17 protein-coding genes are annotated in these 17,798 nt (G+C 54.7%); 10 read left to right on the top strand and 7 right to left on the bottom strand.

The features are described 5' to 3' along the window. Positions 1-82: 82 nt before the first annotated feature. The gene (lpxO, locus tag AQS70_RS06955) at positions 83-982 is read left to right on the top strand and encodes a lipid A hydroxylase LpxO (protein ID WP_055102147.1); all 900 of its coding nucleotides are present in this window, start codon (positions 83-85) and stop codon (positions 980-982) included. Positions 983-1,063: 81 nt separating this feature from the next. Here the strand turns inward: lpxO and AQS70_RS06960 are convergent, their stop codons facing one another. From AQS70_RS06960 to AQS70_RS06975, 4 genes are all read right to left on the bottom strand, one after another. Further along, on the bottom strand, positions 1,064-2,434 hold the full coding sequence (locus AQS70_RS06960; RefSeq protein WP_055102148.1) for a GntT/GntP/DsdX family permease: 1,371 nt from the start codon (positions 2,432-2,434) through the stop codon (positions 1,064-1,066). Positions 2,435-2,527: 93 nt separating this feature from the next. Next, entirely contained in the window at positions 2,528-3,373 is an 846-nt protein-coding gene (gene copD / locus AQS70_RS06965) for a copper homeostasis membrane protein CopD (RefSeq protein ID WP_055102149.1), read from the bottom strand. A gap of 4 nt (positions 3,374-3,377) precedes the next feature. Continuing rightward, complete coding sequence (gene copC / locus AQS70_RS06970) at positions 3,378-3,752, bottom strand: copper homeostasis periplasmic binding protein CopC (RefSeq protein ID WP_055102150.1); 375 nt, start codon at positions 3,750-3,752, stop codon at positions 3,378-3,380. 153 nt (positions 3,753-3,905) lie between these two features. Further along, on the bottom strand, positions 3,906-4,394 hold the full coding sequence (locus AQS70_RS06975; protein ID WP_055102151.1) for an Lrp/AsnC family transcriptional regulator: 489 nt from the start codon (positions 4,392-4,394) through the stop codon (positions 3,906-3,908). Between the two features lie 203 nt (positions 4,395-4,597). On the opposite strand from AQS70_RS06975, the gene AQS70_RS06980 reads away from it, so the two are divergent. The 4 genes from AQS70_RS06980 to lpdA are packed head-to-tail and all read left to right on the top strand — an operon-like array spanning position 4,598 to position 9,568. Then, positions 4,598-5,830 (top strand): 3-methyl-2-oxobutanoate dehydrogenase (2-methylpropanoyl-transferring) subunit alpha, encoded by a 1,233-nt coding sequence (locus tag AQS70_RS06980; protein ID WP_055102152.1) that lies wholly within the window; start codon positions 4,598-4,600, stop codon positions 5,828-5,830. Between the two features lie 4 nt (positions 5,831-5,834). Continuing rightward, the gene (locus AQS70_RS06985) at positions 5,835-6,890 is read left to right on the top strand and encodes an alpha-ketoacid dehydrogenase subunit beta (RefSeq protein ID WP_055102153.1); all 1,056 of its coding nucleotides are present in this window, start codon (positions 5,835-5,837) and stop codon (positions 6,888-6,890) included. Further along, entirely contained in the window at positions 6,891-8,177 is a 1,287-nt protein-coding gene (locus tag AQS70_RS06990) for a dihydrolipoamide acetyltransferase family protein (protein WP_055102154.1), read from the top strand. 2 nt (positions 8,178-8,179) lie between these two features. Further along, positions 8,180-9,568, top strand: a complete 1,389-nt coding sequence (lpdA, locus tag AQS70_RS06995) for a dihydrolipoyl dehydrogenase (protein ID WP_055102155.1) — start codon at positions 8,180-8,182, stop codon at positions 9,566-9,568. Between the two features lie 175 nt (positions 9,569-9,743). Here the strand turns inward: lpdA and AQS70_RS07000 are convergent, their stop codons facing one another. After that, complete coding sequence (locus AQS70_RS07000) at positions 9,744-11,387, bottom strand: ABC1 kinase family protein (protein ID WP_055102156.1); 1,644 nt, start codon at positions 11,385-11,387, stop codon at positions 9,744-9,746. Between the two features lie 185 nt (positions 11,388-11,572). Between AQS70_RS07000 and AQS70_RS07005 the strand changes: the two genes are divergently transcribed. From AQS70_RS07005 to AQS70_RS07020, 4 genes are all read left to right on the top strand, one after another. After that, on the top strand, positions 11,573-12,958 hold the full coding sequence (locus AQS70_RS07005) for a nucleobase:cation symporter-2 family protein (protein WP_055102157.1): 1,386 nt from the start codon (positions 11,573-11,575) through the stop codon (positions 12,956-12,958). A gap of 153 nt (positions 12,959-13,111) precedes the next feature. Then, entirely contained in the window at positions 13,112-13,372 is a 261-nt protein-coding gene (locus AQS70_RS07010; RefSeq protein ID WP_055102158.1) for a helix-turn-helix domain-containing protein, read from the top strand. Between the two features lie 57 nt (positions 13,373-13,429). Then, positions 13,430-13,768 carry a DUF6388 family protein gene (locus tag AQS70_RS07015; RefSeq protein ID WP_055102159.1) on the top strand — a complete coding sequence of 113 codons (339 nt, stop codon included), beginning with the start codon at positions 13,430-13,432 and terminating at the stop codon, positions 13,766-13,768. A 96-nt stretch (positions 13,769-13,864) separates the two neighbouring features. Next, positions 13,865-14,356 (top strand): hypothetical protein, encoded by a 492-nt coding sequence (locus AQS70_RS07020; RefSeq protein ID WP_055102179.1) that lies wholly within the window; start codon positions 13,865-13,867, stop codon positions 14,354-14,356. On the opposite strand, the gene AQS70_RS23185 is transcribed toward AQS70_RS07020, so the two are convergent. Together AQS70_RS23185 and AQS70_RS07030 are read right to left on the bottom strand one after the other, a co-directional pair. Then, positions 14,328-15,110: an HNH endonuclease gene (locus AQS70_RS23185; protein WP_082428051.1), complete on the bottom strand. Its 783-nt coding sequence runs from the start codon at positions 15,108-15,110 to the stop codon at positions 14,328-14,330. The genes AQS70_RS07020 and AQS70_RS23185 overlap by 29 nt on opposite strands. Positions 15,111-15,243: 133 nt before the next feature. Beyond that, positions 15,244-16,575: an aminotransferase-like domain-containing protein gene (locus tag AQS70_RS07030; RefSeq protein ID WP_055102160.1), complete on the bottom strand. Its 1,332-nt coding sequence runs from the start codon at positions 16,573-16,575 to the stop codon at positions 15,244-15,246. A 98-nt stretch (positions 16,576-16,673) separates the two neighbouring features. Here AQS70_RS07030 and AQS70_RS07035 point away from each other — a divergent pair, with 98 nt between their 5' ends. Then, positions 16,674-17,570 carry a DMT family transporter gene (locus AQS70_RS07035; protein WP_055102161.1) on the top strand — a complete coding sequence of 299 codons (897 nt, stop codon included), beginning with the start codon at positions 16,674-16,676 and terminating at the stop codon, positions 17,568-17,570. The last annotated feature ends 228 nt before the right edge of the window (positions 17,571-17,798 follow it).

Genomic DNA, 17,798 nt, shown 5'->3' on the forward strand with positions numbered 1-17,798 from the left:
GATCAGCACCCGGCTACTCCAACAGGATGTCGGGCAAATTGCGTGCAGATCGGGGAGTTTCTCTTACTGTGTGACGATACTTTTGAAACTCATCATTATTGCTGTTTATGTTTTTTCCATCGCCTACGTCCACCTGCGGGGCAAGATTCGCCATAGGTTAGGCCGCCAACTGAGCGACCACTCCAGTTTCTTGGCGCCGATCAATTGCTTTTTGTATCTTTTTTCAAAAGTACCTAGCCAGCCTTACATGAAACAAGCTGACTTCCCTCAGTTGCAGGTACTGCAAGATCACTGGCAAGAAATCCGCGAAGAAGCGCGAAACCTCATGCAAGCGGGTGAGATTAAACGCTCTGAACAACCGAACGACGTGGGTTTCAACTCTTTCTTTAAGAGTGGCTGGAAACGCTTTTATCTCAAGTGGTACGGCGACAACCACCCTTCCGCGGTGGAACTGTGCCCGCGCACCACGCAACTGCTTAATAGCATCGGTACCATCAAGGCGGCGATGTTTGCCGAGTTACCGCCCGGCTCAAAACTGGTTCGCCACCGCGATCCTTATGCAGGGTCGTTGCGTTATCACTTGGGCTTAGACACGCCGAATGATCCGGGCTGCTACATCAACGTTGATGGCCAGGACTACGCCTGGCATGACGGTGAGGCCGTGATATTCGATGAAACCTTTATCCACTACGCCGAAAACACCACCGACAAAAACCGCATCATCCTGTTCTGCGACGTTGAGCGCCCCATGCAATACCGCTGGGCGGCGGCCTTTAATCATTGGTTCAGCCGTAACGTTATGGCGGCAGCCAGTTCACCGAACGATGCCAACGATAAAACCGGCGGCCTAAATAAAGCCTTTACTCGACTATATAAGATTCGTTTGCGTGGAAAAGAGCTCAAAAAACGCAACCGTACGCGCTACTACTTAGAAAAATGGGCGATCTTTGGTGGCTTGCTGGCCGTGTTTCTGCTGATTTAAAGACACCCGGCCCTCTTGAATCGAACGTGCTCGCGATCTTTTAACCCTCAAAAGATTGCGAGCCAAGGCCAATGCCTCTCGCTAAACCAACAAATTCCATAGTAACAACGCGCCCAATAACCCGACCAACGAAACGATGGTCTGCAGCACAGACCACACCATCAACGTCTGTTTGAGTTGCAAGCCGAAGTACTCGCGCACCATCCAGAAGCCAGCGTCGTTGACGTGGCAAAAGAACACCGACCCAGCCCCAATGGCCAGCGCCACTAACGAACCTTGAACGCCCTCAAGGCCGATGATCAAAGGCGCCAAAATGCCCGCAGTGGTGGTAGTTGCCACTGTTGCCGAGCCTGTCGCCTGACGCAAAGCCACGGCAATCAGCCAAGCCAACATCACATAGGACACATGTGCCCCGGTGGCTACTTTACTGATGGTGTCGCTGATTCCGGCTTGCAATAACGTTTCTTTCAATCCACCGCCGGCGCCAATGGTTAGCAGCAACACGGCAATCGGCGCTAGGCTTTTGCGCAGCACCCCGCCTACTTGATCGCGGGCCATGCCAATCGACCAGCCTAAGCAAATCACCGCCGCAAGCACTGCCAGCCCCAGTGCGATCAACGGCTCACCCAAAAACTTTAAAGTAGTGGCCAATCCGCTGTCTGGGGCCATTGCCACTTTAGCCAGGGTGCTACCTAGCATCAGCAGCACGGGCAACAGAATTATCAACAGCGACACCCCAAACGTCGGTTTGCGGCGGGTAGGAACTTTGGCGGAAAAAAGCTCACCCAATTCAGTAGGCTCAGCTACGTGCATGCGTTTAGACAGCCAAATGCCGTACAGCGGCCCGGCCAGAATCACTGCCGGAATCGCCAAGCACAACCCCAGCAACATGGTCAGCCCCAAATCCGCGTGCAAAGCGCTAACCGCGATTAATGGGCCGGGGTGCGGCGGCATTAAAGCGTGTAATGCCGTCATGCCGGCCAGCGCGGGGATAGCGACTTTAAGCAGCGGCTGACCCGACTGGCGAGCAATCACAAAAATAATCGGCACCATCAGCACTAGCCCAACCTCGAAAAACAAGGGCAAGCCAATCACCATCGCCACCAGCGCCATCACCCACGGCAAGGCACGGCCACGCGCATGGCGCAGTAAGGTTGAGGCAATTTGATCGGCCGCCCCAGATTCAGCCATCAAGGCACCCAGCATCGCGCCCAGCGCAATGATGATACCGGCCTCCCCCAAAATGCTGCCTGCCCCTTTGCTGAAAGCCTTGGCGACGATTTCGGGGGACAATCCGGCACCGATCCCCGCGATAAATGTACCGATTAGAATCGACAGAAAGGGCGTGAGCTTACAGACACTGATTAAAACGATGATGGCGACGATTGCCAGCAGGCAGCACACGATCAGTTGGGTGTCGTGAGCCAGCCATAGCGCAGTTGAAAGATCCAACGAAGAACCCTCTCTATGTCTTATTTTGTTACGAGAGAGGTAAATATACCGGACGCCAAAACCGCTCTAGATGAAGATTTAGACAGATGCCTCTCAGTTGACTATGAGCGGTGGCAGGGTTCCGAGCAATGAAACAGCCGCTACAGCCGACAAACCCAACAACCACTCAAGGGCGATACTGCTGCGCAAAACAGTCAAACGGCCAGCTCGGCTCATGAGCAGATTGAACAACGCCAACAGCAGCATCAAGCAGACGATTGACACTTTGATCAACAAGATCAGCGCGAAGCCCTCAAACAACGGTGTCGGCCAGAATGCGCCTGTCAGCACTCGCGTGTTAATCAGCCCCGTCAGAATGATCCCAGCCACCAGCACAAAGCCAACGTTACTAAAGCGCCGCAGCATTAGGTCAGCGTCGTGCCTAACAGGGCGCGATAACAGCCACCACAACACCGGCAGTCCACCTACCCAAGCACCCACACACAGCAAGTGGATCATCTGATTGAGGATCAACAGCTGGCCCTGCCATCCATCAAGCATGGCGCCATGACCAACAGGCGCTAAGGTGGCCAATAGCAATAAGGTCAAAACGCAAATAACGCTATAACGAGTCGTTGCGTAGAGCGCGATCAACAGCAACACGTTTAACAGTAAATGCGCAGCCCAGACCTGACCAAAAAAAGTGCTACCCAGCACCAGTTTCAATGTTGCGGGGTCCAACGCGTCCGCCCAGCTGCCAGCCATTGAATAGGTGGTCAGTAGCAACCACACCCCGCCACTGACCAGCGCCACCCCTGCCAAGCCGCGATATGCGCTGTAGCGCCCAGCTCGTTTGCCTGACTGCGTGCCCAGCAACAAGGGCCTGAAAAGCCAGCCACCAAACAACAGCAGCACCGCACTGAAATGCACAAACCGGCAAACAACCATGGCGCTGAACATCAGATCAGTTGCTCACCGTAAAACGGTATTGGCCGCTACTTTTATGGGTATCCACTGAAACCGCATTCCATTTCACCTCGTACTGCCCTGCAGCCAATGGCTGTTTGGGCGTCACAATCAGTACTTTTTTGTTTTGCGCCTCAGTTTCCACACTACTCAACGCTACAGGGTGGCCGTCATGGCTGACCTTAACTTTAGTGAACGCTTGCTCAACACCTTCGCTGAACTGCAAACGCAACGCCTTAACGTCGCTGGCGCTGCCATCGGCGGCCGGAGTCGCTTGTTCGAGGTGCGCATGAGCGAACGCAGCGCTGGCACCGGTCATCAACGCTACCAAAGCGGTTGCATTAAGGATTTTTTTCAAGAAAACGGCAGACATCGCGAAGTACCTTGAGAGAGAAATACGCGGCAATAATACTCGTCTAATCTCATTTCGGGCGGCGGCCTTGCGTTAACCATGAGATCTCAGTGTTTCTCTCACGTCATTAATTAAGCATCAAAAGACTGCGAGACAGGCTCACTCCCACACGGATTACTCTTCAAGCACTAACCCGCCCGGCGGCAAGGGCAGCGCAGTTTTGTACCTCACTTGCTTGAGGGCAAAGCTGGAACGAATATTCGCCACACCGGGCACTTTGGTCAGAAAGTCCATCATAAAGCGCTCAAGCGCTTGAATACTCGGCACCAGCACCCGGATCAAGTAATCCGGGTCGCCAGCCATCAAGTAGCACTCCATAACTTCCTGACGATCAGAAATGGCCGCCTCAAAGTGCTGCAAGGCTTCTTCGACCTGTTTTTCCAGGCTGACATGAATAAACACATTAACGTGCAGGCCCAGCATATCGGCGTCGAGCAAGGTGACTTGCTCACGAATCAGCCCACGCTCCTCCATGGCTTTAACTCGGTTAAAACAAGGCGTCGGTGACAAATTCACCGAACGTGCAAGGTCCGCATTGGTGATGCGTGCATTCTGCTGGAGGCTGTTAAGAATCCCGATATCCGTTCTATCTAGCTTACGCATGAGACAAAAACACCTGTTTTTTATGTTTATGCAGAATTCTTATCTTTATTGCACCTAAAGCGCAACGAACTACAGATAAATATTCTTCACTGTCAGGAATATGATTGTTGTAGGACGAGATTTAACTTTTAACCGTTAGACCTCGACCTCAACACTAGCTCCCGCGCCTAATAAACACGACAAGATCGAGCGTAGAGAAAGCCATGACCAAATATGCACCACTGCGCCTGCACGTTCCCGAACCTTCCGGCCGCCCAGGCTGCAAGACCGACTTCAGCTACCTTCGCCTGACCGATGCAGGCAAGGTCCGAAAACCCGCTATCGACGTAGATCCCGCCGACACGGCTGATTTGGCCAAAAGCTTGATCCGCGTACTCGATGACCAAGGCCAAGCACTCGGCCCGTGGGCCGAAGGCGTTTCAACAGAGGTGATGCGCGCGGGTATGCGCGCCATGTTAAAGACGCGAATTTTTGACACCCGCATGGTGGTCGCTCAGCGTCAGAAAAAAATGTCGTTCTACATGCAGAGTCTGGGTGAAGAGGCCATTGGCAGCGCTCAAGCCTTGGCGCTCAATCTTGATGACATGTGCTTCCCGACTTACCGCCAGCAAAGCATTTTGATGGCCCGTGATGTACCACTGGTTGATCTGATCTGCCAGCTACTCTCCAACGAGCGCGATCCCCTGAAAGGTAGGCAGTTGCCCATCATGTATTCGGTGCGGGACTACGGCTTTTTTAGCATTTCTGGCAACCTCGCCACTCAATTCGTACAAGCAGTGGGTTGGGGCATGGCCTCGGCTATTAAGGGCGACACCAAAATCGCCTCGGCTTGGATTGGCGATGGCGCCACCGCCGAGTCTGACTTTCACACAGCCCTGACCTTTGCCCACGTGTACCGCGCCCCGGTCATTCTTAACGTGGTGAATAACCAATGGGCGATTTCGACTTTTCAGGCGATTGCCGGGGGTGAATCCACCACTTTCGCCGGGCGTGGCGTTGGCTGCGGGATCGCCTCACTCCGAGTTGATGGCAACGATTTCGTCGCCGTATACGCCGCCTCCGTCTGGGCTGCAGAACGCGCTCGACGTAACCTTGGGCCCACACTGATTGAGTGGGTGACTTACCGCGCAGGCCCGCACTCCACTTCAGACGACCCTTCCAAGTACCGTCCGGCCGACGACTGGAGCCACTTCCCCTTGGGCGACCCGATTGCCCGCCTCAAACAGCACCTGATTGCCACTGGCAACTGGTCGGAAGAAGAGCACGCGGCCGTCAGCGCCGAACTTGAAGCCGAAATCATTGGCGCACAAAAAGAGGCCGAGCGTTTTGGCACCTTGGCGGGCGGACATATGCCTAGCGCCGCAACGATTTTTGAGGATGTCTATAAAGACATCCCCGACCACCTACGTCGGCAACGTCAGGAATTGGGGTTATAACCAGATGAACGACAACAATAAAATTCAGATGGAGAACGCCGTGAGTATCAGCACCATGACGATGATCCAGGCCCTGCGCTCGGCCATGGATGTCATGCTTGAGCGCGATGACAACGTGGTGGTGTTCGGTCAGGACGTCGGCTATTTCGGCGGTGTGTTCCGCTGCACCGAGGGCCTGCAAGCCAAGTACGGTAGCTCGCGGGTGTTTGACGCGCCAATTTCAGAAAGCGGCATTGTTGGCGCAGCTGTCGGCATGGGCGCTTACGGTCTGCGTCCAGTAGCTGAAATCCAATTTGCTGACTACTTCTACCCCGCTTCCGACCAAATCGTTTCCGAAGCAGCACGCTTGCGCTATCGCTCGGCGGGCGAGTTTATTGCCCCCATGACCCTGCGTATGCCCTGCGGCGGCGGTATTTATGGCGGCCAGACCCACAGCCAAAGCCCAGAAGCTATGTTCACCCAAGTTTGCGGCCTACGCACCGTCATGCCATCTAACCCCTATGACGCTAAAGGCTTGCTGATTGCGGCCATCGAAAACGATGACCCAGTGATCTTCCTTGAGCCCAAACGTCTGTACAACGGCCCGTTCGATGGTCATCACGAACGCCCGGTCACCCCGTGGTCCAAACACCCCGCCAGTACTGTACCCGATGGTTACTACACCGTCCCGCTGGATTGCGCCGCCATCGTGCGCCCTGGCACTGAAGTCACCATCCTGACCTACGGCACCACTGTCTACGTGGCCCAAGCCGCTGCCGAAGAAACCGGCATCGACGCTGAAGTCATTGACCTGCGAAGCCTATGGCCGCTGGATCTGGATGCCATTGTTAGCTCCGTGAAAAAAACCCGTCGCTGCGTCGTCGTGCATGAAGCCACCCGTACCTGCGGTTTTGGCGCCGAGCTGATTGCGCTGGTTCAAGAGCACTGCTTCCACTACTTGGAAGCACCGATTGAACGCGTAACAGGTTGGGACACGCCCTACCCGCATGCGCAAGAGTGGGCCTACTTCCCCGGTCCAACGCGAGTGGGTGCGGCTTTGCAACGGGTTATGGAGGTTTGAATGGGTACGCACGTTATTAAGATGCCGGACATTGGCGAAGGCATTGCACAAGTTGAACTGGTGGAGTGGTTTGTCAAAGTCGGCGACATGGTCAGCGAAGATCAAGTAGTGGCCGATGTCATGACCGACAAGGCAACCGTAGACATTCCCTCGCCTGTGGCTGGCCGCGTGCTGGCGCTGGGCGGACAGCCCGGCGAAGTGATGGCGGTGGGCAGTGAGTTGATCCGTATTGAAGTCGAAGGCGCAGGCAATCTGCGCGAAGCTGCTGCGCCTGTTGCCGCCGAACCCGTGGCTGAACTCAAAGCGCCAACCCAAGCACGGGTTGAAGTCGCCACAGTATCGGTAGCTGCCATTAAGCCGGCTCCCAAACCGGCTCCAACCCAGCGCGCAGCACCTGTGGCACGTGAAGCCAATGAGCGACCTCTGGCCTCGCCTGCTGTACGAAAACGCGCGTGGGATGCCGGAATCGAACTCCGTTTTATCCAAGGCAGCGGCCCGGCTGGCCGTGTACTGCATGACGACCTCGACGCTTATCTGGCTCAAGACACCCCCGCCAGCGCAGCGCCCACTGGCGGATATGCCCAACGCAATGACGAACAACAGATCCCGGTGATCGGCCTGCGCCGTAAAATCGCTCAGCGCATGCAAGAGGCTAAACGCCGCGCTGCGCACTTCAGTTACGTTGAAGAAGTCGACGTAACTGCGCTTGAAGAACTGCGCGTTCAACTGAATCAAAAGTGGGGCGACAGTCGCGGCAAACTGACATTACTGCCTTTTTTGATGCGCGCAATGGTCGTGGCTTTGCGCGACTTCCCACAGATCAACGTGCGCTACGACGACGAAGCGCAAGTCATCACCCGCTTTGGTGCTGCCCACATCGGTGTGGCCGCGCAAAGTGATGGCGGCCTGATGGTACCCGTGGTTCGACACGCTGAAAGCTTAACCCTATGGGCCGCAGCCGATGAAATCGCCCGCTTGGCGAATGCCGTGCGTACCGGTAAGGCGACCCGCGAAGAATTGTCTGGTTCAACCATAACCCTCACTAGCCTCGGCGCGCTCGGCGGAATTGCCAGCACTCCGGTGGTCAATTTGCCGGAGGTGGCGATCATTGGTGTCAATCGCATCGTCGAGCGCCCGGTGGTGATTAAAGGTCAGATCGTGATCCGCAAAATGATGAACCTCTCCAGCTCTTTCGACCATCGCGTGGTCGACGGCATGGACGCGGCGCAATTTATTCAGGCCATGCGTGGCTTGCTCGAACAACCTGCCACCCTGTTTCTGGAGTGAACATGCAGCCAACTCAACACACTACGCTGCTCATTATTGGTGGTGGCCCTGGCGGCTATGTGGCAGCAATCCGCGCCGGTCAACTCGGCATCCCAACGGTTTTGATCGAAGGCCAATCGTTGGGCGGTACTTGCCTCAACGTGGGCTGCATTCCGTCCAAGGCGCTGATCCATGTGGCCGAGCAGTTTCACACCACCCAACGCTACAGTACTAGCCAATCGCCACTAGGGATCCAGACGCAAGCTCCCACCTTGGATATTGGCCAAAGCGTGCAATGGAAAAACAGCATTGTTGATCGCTTGACCACGGGCGTTGGTGCGCTGCTGAAAAAGCACGGGGTTAAGGTCATCCACGGCTGGGCAAAAATACTCGATGGCAAGGCGGTAGAGGTCGAAGGGCAGCGCATCGAGTGCGAACACCTGTTGCTCGCCACGGGTTCACACACTATTGACCTACCGATTCTGCCGATTGGCGGCGCTATTATTTCCTCCACTGAAGCACTCAATCCTAGTGCTATTCCGAAACGTCTGACGGTGGTCGGCGCAGGTTACATAGGTCTAGAGCTGGGTATTGCTTACCGCAAACTGGGCGCTGAAGTGACAGTGGTTGAAGCCCGCGAGCGAATTTTGCCGACTTACGATAAAGACCTGACCTTGCCGGTCGCCGAATCACTCAAGGCGCTGGGCATCACCTTGTACCTAGAGCATAGCGTTGAAGGTTTCCAGGCCAGCACTCAAACCCTGTCGATGCGTAATCGTCTAGGTGAAAGTCAAACGCTAGAAACCGACCAAGTATTAGTCGCAGTCGGGCGTCGACCGCGTACTCAAGGTTTTAACCTAGAGACGTTGGCGCTGGCCATGAACGGTTCGGCGATTGCTGTCGACACTCGCTGCCACACCAGCATGCGCAACGTCTGGGCGATTGGCGATCTCACCGGCGAACCGATGCTCGCGCACCGCGCCATGGCTCAAGGCGAAATGGTGGCCGAGATCATCGCTGGCAAACAACGCGAGTTCAGCCCTGCCGCGATTGCTGCCGTGTGCTTCACTGACCCGGAAATGGTGGTAGTGGGTAAAAGCCCAGCTGAGGCTGAAGCGGCTGGATTGGACTTTATCAGCGCCAGCTTTCCATTCAGTGCCAATGGCCGCGCCATGACCCTAGAATCCAAAACCGGGTTCGTGCGAGTGGTTGCGCGGCGGGACAATCACCTGATTGTTGGCTGGCAAGCCGTGGGGGCTGGGGTTTCTGAGCTGTCGACCGCCTTTGCCCAGTCTCTGGAAATGGGCGCTTGCCTTGAAGACATAGCCGGGACTATCCACGCCCATCCAACCCTGGGCGAAGCCGTACAAGAAGCCGCCTTGCGCGCCTTGGGGCATGCGTTGCACCTTTAACATCGCCCATGTTCTCAAGCCCAATGCGCTGGACTGTAGGAGCTGCCGCAGGCTGCGATCCTTTGATCCTTTGAAACAAAAAGATCGCAGCCTTCGACAGCTCCTACGCACAGCGAAGCAGCACCAAGTGAGGCCGCAACCGCAGCAAAAGATGTTTAGTTCGCAACGCAGGCCTTTACGAGCCTCTAAATAAGCTCCATAAAAAGGCCAATAAACCGCCTAGCGTGGCTATCGCAGCTAACCAGCCAACTGCCGACAACCCCAGCCACACCGGCCCCGCTGTAGCGATTTGCGGGCCGAAGGCAATCAACAGCGCGCTGATCAACAACGCCAGCGACAAGCGCGTTGATGCCAGTCGCAACGATCGCTCTAAACGCTCCAACCCCGGCATATCGACCTTGAGGTCGATAACTCCATGTTTCAATCGGTGCAGCATTAAACGGGTCAGCTTAGGTACGTCAGCCAACACCCCACGCCCCAATTGCAAACCCTCAATACCCAAGCGCTTGGCTGCCTTCCACTCAAATTGCTCGCGTAGCATTTTTTCAACTGCTGGCTTGGCCGTTGCCACCAAGTCAAGCTCCGGATCAAGCTGAGTCAACACTCCATCAGCGGTAATCAGTGCTTTAAACAGCACCAGCAAATCCGCGGGAAGCGACAAGCGATACTCGCGAATCAAGCCGAGAAAGTCAGTGATCAACGCGTTCATTTTCAAAGGGCCGCCTGTGTGGCGCGACATATACTCACGGGCCGCTTGTTCGATCAGCGAAAGATCTTGCACCCGCTCGCCACTCCAGTCGATCAAAACGCCGATCAATGTCTCAGTACTGCCCTCAGTCAACGCCCGCATAAAGGTCATGACTTCGATCCGACGTCGCTCATCAAGACGCCCCACCATACCGAAGTCGATAAAACCCACGCGATTTTCACTCATTGCCCGCAAGTTGCCAGGATGCGGGTCGCCATGAAACAGGCCATCTTCCAGCAGCATTTTGATAAACGCCTGCGCACCGCGCTTAGCCAGCAGGCTTGGATCAAGCCCCTGCTCAATCAATGCATCACGGGCCAACGGCGTATAACTTGGCAAAAATGTCTGTACCAATAAGCGCTGACTACTAAATGCCCAATAAATAGACGGAATAACGATGTGCGGAGTCTGCGCGAAGTTCTGGGCTACGCTGTCGCAGTTTTGCCCTTCTTGAGTAAAGTCCAACTCTTCGAGCATCGCCTTAGCCAACTGGCGAACCAACTGGCGCGGTTGGTATGCCGCCAGCGCATCGTTCTGTTCAACTAATTGAGCCAAGCTTTCAAGAAGCTGCAAATCGGCGGTCATTTGTCGGCGTAAGCCTGGCCGCTGCACCTTGACAACCACTGCTTCACCCGTCAGTAAGCGCGCACGGTACACCTGGGCCATCGACGCGGCCGCCATTGGCTGAGTGTCAAATTCGGCAAACACTTGGTCCAGCGCGCAGCCCAAGTCATCTAGCACTTGGTCTTCTAACTCTACCCACGGCAGTGTCGAGGCTTGGCTGTGCAAGGCTTGCAGCTCATCGACCCATTGCGCTGAGAGGATGTCGCTGCGACTGGCCAGTATCTGCCCGCATTTAATAAACGTCGGGCCAAGTGCTTCCAGCGCCATGCGTACCCGCCGCGCAGTACTGGCGGGCAGCGACTCGCCCGGCTTAGCCTCCACCCCGGCCAGCAAACGCCCCAATCCCAGCCGAACTAAAACGTCCTGCGCGCCAAAGCGCACTAGGGTCGCCACAATGTGCTGCAGTCGACGATGATGTTTCACAGCAGTCCAGGTCGGTTCAAGCATGAGGTTAGGTCCTTTTTAAGGTGCTCCCATTTGTCCTTCGAGCCTTTAACTGCGACCGCAGCAAGCCTTAATCATTCGATTGATTTAAGTCAGCGTGGCTCGCGGGTTAAAACCTGTGCAAGCAAACACTGTGCGTGCTGGCCTAACACCAGTAGAATCGCGCTCTTTTTTCTAGGGCGCTCGCCATGACCTCACCCAACCCCCCGCATGAAGCCGAGACCCAGACTAGCGAACTGGTCTTCGGCCTAGAAGACCGCCCCAAGCCGTGGATCGGCTTTCTGGCTGCCCTTCAGCATCTGTTAGCCATCATTGTGCCAATCGTTACCCCAGGCTTGCTGATCTGTCAGGCGCTCGGGGTTTCGAGCCGCGATACCAATCTAATTGTGTCTATGTCGCTGGTGATTTCCGGGATCGCGACCTTTGTTCAGTGCAAGCGCTTTGGTCCTTTTGGTGCTGGGCTATTGATTGTTCAAGGTACGAGTTTCAACTTTGTCGGCCCACTGATCGCAGGCGGTGCGTTGATGGTCAAACAAGGCACGCCGGTTGAAGGGGTGATGGCCGCTATCTTCGGTGTGGTGATCGCCGGATCGTTTGTCGAAATGGGCATCTCACGTGTCTTGCCGTTCGTAAAGCGCATGATCACTCCGTTGGTCACGGGCATCGTGGTGCTGATGATCGGCTTGACCCTGATTAAAGTCGGCCTAATCAGCATGGGCGGCGGCTTCAGCGCTATGGCCAACGGCACCTTTGCCAACGGTGAAAACCTGCTGATGTCAGGGGTGGTACTGGCGATTATTGTGATCCTCAACCGCATCCCGCTAGTGTGGATGCGCAGTTGCGCCATCGTCATTGCGTTGGCTGTAGGCTACGCGCTGGCGGGCTATTTAGGCCGTCTGGACTTCACGGGTATGCATCAGGCCGATGTGTTCCAAGTGCCGGTGCCACTGCATTTCGGTTTGGGCTTCTCGTGGGCTCTATTTATTCCAATGCTAGTGATTTACTTGGTGACTTCGCTCGAAGCGATTGGCGACGTGACCGCCACCAGCAAAGTATCGCGCCAGCCGGTTGAAGGCCCGGTGTGGATGCAGCGCATTAAGGGCGGCGTGCTGGTCAACGGCGCTAACTCGCTGCTAGCTGGGGTGTTCAATACCTTCCCGAGCTCAATCTTTGCTCAAAACAACGGCGTGATTCAGTTGACGGGTATTGCCAGCCGACATATCGGTGTCTGGATTGCTGGCATGTTGATTCTGCTAGGGTTATTCCCAAGCGTAGCCGGTGCGATTCAAGCGGTGCCTGAGCCGGTGCTGGGCGGCGCCGCCATGGTGATGTTCGGTGCGGTCGCGGCTTCTGGCATCAACATTTTGGCCAGTATTCATTTAGACCGCCGCGCACTGCTCATTATTGCCGTGTCGTTGGCCTTGGGCCTAGGTGTGTCTCAAGTACCTGAGTTTCTTGCGCACATGCCCGCAGCCATACGCAACGTTCTGGAATCCGGTGTGGCCACAGGCGGTATTTGTGCGCTGATCCTTAACTGGTTCTTGCCTGAAATCGAACCAAAGCAAAACGTATAACGCCAAAGGCATGTAGGCACGTCACAGCGTCGCCTGCATGCCTTTTAGTAAATGCCCTACACCTTTGTAGGCGTTTTCTTATCACCCCTTTCCCTATTTCACCACTTGAATTACTCTTTTTTGTGACCCCTCTGGTTATCTCGGGCTGCATCTATGAGTACTTACGGATCACGCTTAAAACAAGAACGCCTGCGTCTGAAGCTGACACAAGAAATGTTTGGGGCGGCAGGTGGTGTTGGCCGTTATGCGCAAGGCTGTTATGAACGGGACCTGAGCATTCCGCGCGCGGATTATCTGGCCGCCATTACCTTAATTGGCGTGGATGTGCTGTTCATCATCACCGGGCGTCGCACGGCCTATCAGTCCGAGTTGGCTACTCATCCTTTGAATCATAAGCAGCCCACCGCCCATTAACTGCGATGCAGATGCCTACACTTGGCGCTGATTTATCCATTGCACACGGAGGCTTGTGTGACCGAACCTGGACCTCAACATCAAAAAGCCCTGGATCGTTTTCTTGGCGAACGCCCAGATCTGGCCGCAGAGCTTGAGCAACTAAACCCGCTAGCCGCCCGTGCAGTGGGCCAATCCATGCAGGCGTATCGGCAAGAACGCTTAAATGAAGCCTTTGAAGCCGAGGCTGAGCGACTAGGTGTGTTTGCGTGGGAATTAACGCTGAAATTAACCACTGAAACGGCGCAAGAGTTCGAAGCTCAGCGCCTTGAAGTCCATCGTGAAGTCGCGCAAATGGCCCGCATGCAATGGGCTGAGTATTGTGAGCTGAATGGGCTAGACGCAAAAACGCGTTAAAACGCTCGCGGTTCAAACCTCCTTCTTGGGGCTGTGCTATACCCATAGAGACAAATGTTCGAACGCGGCAAACGGCCGCTACAGACAGAGGTAACCATGTTCAAAGGATTTGCAGGTTCCGCCAAAGAAAAAAACGCGTACGGCATTAACGATCTGCCGTCCAACAATATAGAACTGTTCGACAGCTATACCGGTTTGATCCTGGGCCGCCTTTACCGCAACTTCCCGCAGCCAATCACCCTGACCGCAGAAGAATTCATCGACTACAAAGAACTCGAAGACAGCAACCGCCAGTTATTGAGCCAAGAAGAAAACCTGTTCTTGGCCACGGTCAAGTGGTTGGCAGACGTTGGCTATATCCACTTCGATGGTATGTCCGGGGTTTCGTTTTTTGAATTAATCCTCACAAGTAACGGGCTACTGATCCTGCGTGCCTTTGCTGAAGGCGAAAAAGACCACTCCACCTTAGGAGAAAAACTTTCCCAGTTCACCCAAGGTGAAAGCACGCTCGAGTTGAGAGCGTTAGTGACTCAGGCGTTGAATCTGGGCAGCCAACTCCTTAAGCCGATGACACGGTCGGGGATTTGAACCACGGGCATTGATCGGCGTGCCACTGAAGGGTTTCAATGCTGGGCCTAGCGGTTGCAGGCGTTGGCAAATTCAGTGGCAAGCCTGCGTATTTGGCATAATCCGAACGACTCAATGCCGGAGAAAGACGAACCATCAGCGTCTCGGGTTCAATTGCAATCAGATACAAGTCAAACAACGTATGAAGATCGGCACGCAGAAGTAAGCCATTTGACATCACCTGCGTATGCTGCCCCTTATAGGGGTGAATGTGCGCCGCCTCAAGCACTTCAGCTTGAGTACAGCCAGTGATCGCGCACTTTGCGCCATAAGCGTCCAGCAATTTCTGACGAAAAGCAGACTGTCCACGTCGACGCACGATAGTTGCAACCACACGTTTACGTGCGTCTTCGACACCCTGAGGATCAAATGCGCGTTGTTGGTCTGCCTCTATCTCAGCCAGAACGATTTCAGCAGTAACCGTGTTTTCCAACAGCAGCCTATCAAGCATTTCTATAAGTTGCGGCTTAACGACTGAGCCTATATTTTTTTGCGGCTTTAAACCCACGATCCATTCCAGCCCTCTCTCCTCATATATCGCAGAAATATTTTGCATTCTGCGCTCAAAAGCACCTGCCTTACGTCCAAACCGCTCCGATAGTTCCCGGTAGATCGCTTTCTTAACAAACTTTTCCCCGGCTTGTTGAAGGTCCCACATTTCGCGGTATGCCTGCACGGACGCTTCAAGTTCTTCCTTACTCCAACCGCCTGACATGACCCCCATCCCTATGATCTGCGCCTTAACGCCAAATGTAGGGGAATTTACCTGAACATGTAGGCGATATGAAACAAGCGCCCGATAGTGTCAGATGTAGACTGCAACGTCAGTGAGACTTCAGCTATTAACTTTACGAATACGCCTCAACCACCCACTTCACTTTCGCTAATCCTTCACGCAATGAGGCCATGTCGACTGACCCTAAAGCCAGTCGAATCGCTCTAGGCACATGCACTGATGTTGCGAAGGGCTGCGCTGACGAAACCGAGACTTGCTCTCGCATGAGCGCCGTCACTACTTGATCTGCACGTGCGTCGTCTGACAGAGGCAGCCAAACAAAGTAGGAATACGGATGGCGTACTCGGTGCAGCCCCGCCAGAAGTTCGTCAGCAATGATTTGTCTTGCTTGTGCGTCTTGGCGTTTTTGCACTTCTAGACGGCTTACTGTTCCGTCATCCAACCATGCGCTGGCGAGGGCGGTCATGACGCCAGGGGTGTTCCATGCGGTTACCCGAATGACTCGTTCCAAGCTAGCAATCAGATACGCGGGGGCAGTTATAAAGCCTACGCGCAGGCCCGCAGCGACGCTTTTAGAAAACCCTGACACGTACACCGTCCGTTCAGGCGCGAGTGCTGCGAGCGGGGATGGCGGGGTTTCGACGAGAAAAGCGTAGGCCGCATCTTCGATGATTTTAAGATCATGTTTACGCGCAATGGCTACTAATTGCTGACGCTGAGCAATATCCATCACCCAACCCAAGGGGTTGTGGAGTGTTGGCATGCTGTACACGGCACGCACCGACCGACCGCAACAGAGTTTTTCGAGTGCATCGAGATCTGGACCGTGATCGGTTGCAGGAACAGACAAGACTTCTAGGTGCAGTGTTTGCGCAAGCGCCTTGAACCCCGGATAACTCAAAGCATCGACGGCCACGACATCGCCGGGCTTTAATAAGGCCATCAGCGCCACCGTCAGCCCATGTTGGGCACCATTGACGATCAGCACCTGTTCGGCAGGTATGTTTAAACCCCGTGTCGATAAGTGCCGCGCCACCGAAGCCCGCTCGTGTAGGCGCCCGCCATGTGGCTGGTAACGTAATAGCGACTCCAAATCGCCGGATAACGCGAGCTGGCGCAGCGCGGTGCGCAATAGATCAGCCTGCCCCGGCACTGAAGGATAGTTGTAGTTGAGGTCTAACATGCCTGCCGTGACATGCGGCTGATCAATGCCGTGGCCCGGCGGTAAAGACGTTTCCCTGACGAACGTCCCGCGTCCGGTTTCTCCGCTGACCAAGCCCATGGCCTCAAGCTCTGAATACACTCGACTGGCCGTGACTAGCGCCAAACCTTGGGTTGCCGCCAGTTGGCGGTGCGTAGGTAGCCGCGTACCCGGCAGTAATCGTCCTGAGCGGATATCAGCAGCAAAGGTGTCTACCAGCGACTTGTATCGGGATCGGGGCATCGGAGGATGTATCCATGACAATATTTTGATTGTCCTTAATCTTCACCTCTAGGATGACGGCAAATCAATCCTGCCATTAGCCTTGAGCGTGAAACGTGATGCAAAACACCTCTAATTTGCACCTTCCAGCAACCGAGAAGAACCTTTGGGGCTGGATCAACGGTTTTATCGGGGTCGTGATTTTCAGCGCCTCACTGCCCGCAACTCGCGTAGCAGTGCAGGCGTTTGATCCGGTTTTCCTGACCTTTGCACGGGCTTCCATCGCTGGGGTACTGGCCTTATGCATTCTGGCGCTGCTCAATGCTAAGCGCCCGGGTCGAAGTCAACTTCTATCGCTGTTGATCGTAGCGATTGGTGTTGTGGTGGGTTTTCCGCTGTTGACCGCACTGGCCTTACAACATGTGAGTTCCGCACATTCCATTATCTTTTTGGGCTTGCTGCCTCTTTGCACGGCGGCCTTTGGCGTCCTGCGAGCCGGTGAACATCCACGACCGACGTTCTGGCTTTTCTCTGTATTAGGCAGCGCACTGGTGATTGCCTTTGCGCTATCGCAAGGCCTAACCGCGAACCCAAAAGGCGACGTGTTAATGCTGTTGGCCGTTTTGATCTGTGGTTTGGGCTATGCAGAAGGCGCAAAACTGTCCAAAACCTTGGGCGGCTGGCAGGTTATTTCATGGGCTCTGGCACTGTCGCTGCCATTGATGGGAGCGTTGGCTTGGCTATCGGCGCCAGCCTCTTTCGCAGGTATCCGCCCGTCTGCGTGGTTCAGTCTGGCTTACATCTCACTGTTCAGCATGTTGATTGGATTTTTCTTCTGGTACCGCGGCTTGGCGCAAGGGGGCATTGCCGCCGTGAGTCAATTGCAATTATTACAGCCATTTTTTGGACTGGCCCTCGCCGCTACTTTTCTGCATGAAACAGTCACGCTCGGCATGTTTGGCATTACTGGCGCGGTAGTAGTCTGTGTTGTCGCAGCCAAAAAGTTTGCCATGTGATGACGTTGTCTACCCTGAAGATTTGATTAAGTTTTTTATAATTGGGGACGTTTACAAGAGCTGGTTTTATGGGATCAAAGCCCATTCTTGACAGATCTATATCGCTTACCTATGGTCAATCGAAGCGTTAATAACCTTATAAAAAACAGACCAATAACCGTGAACACGTCTATGGGTTTGCGCTTTGCCGTAGGCGAAAGCCAGCAGTTAGCCTTCCCAAGTCGGATG

Origin of the sequence: Pseudomonas endophytica, assembly GCF_001411475.1 — a bacterium.
In the GTDB taxonomy this organism is placed as follows: Bacteria; Pseudomonadota; Gammaproteobacteria; order Pseudomonadales; family Pseudomonadaceae; genus Aquipseudomonas; species Aquipseudomonas endophytica.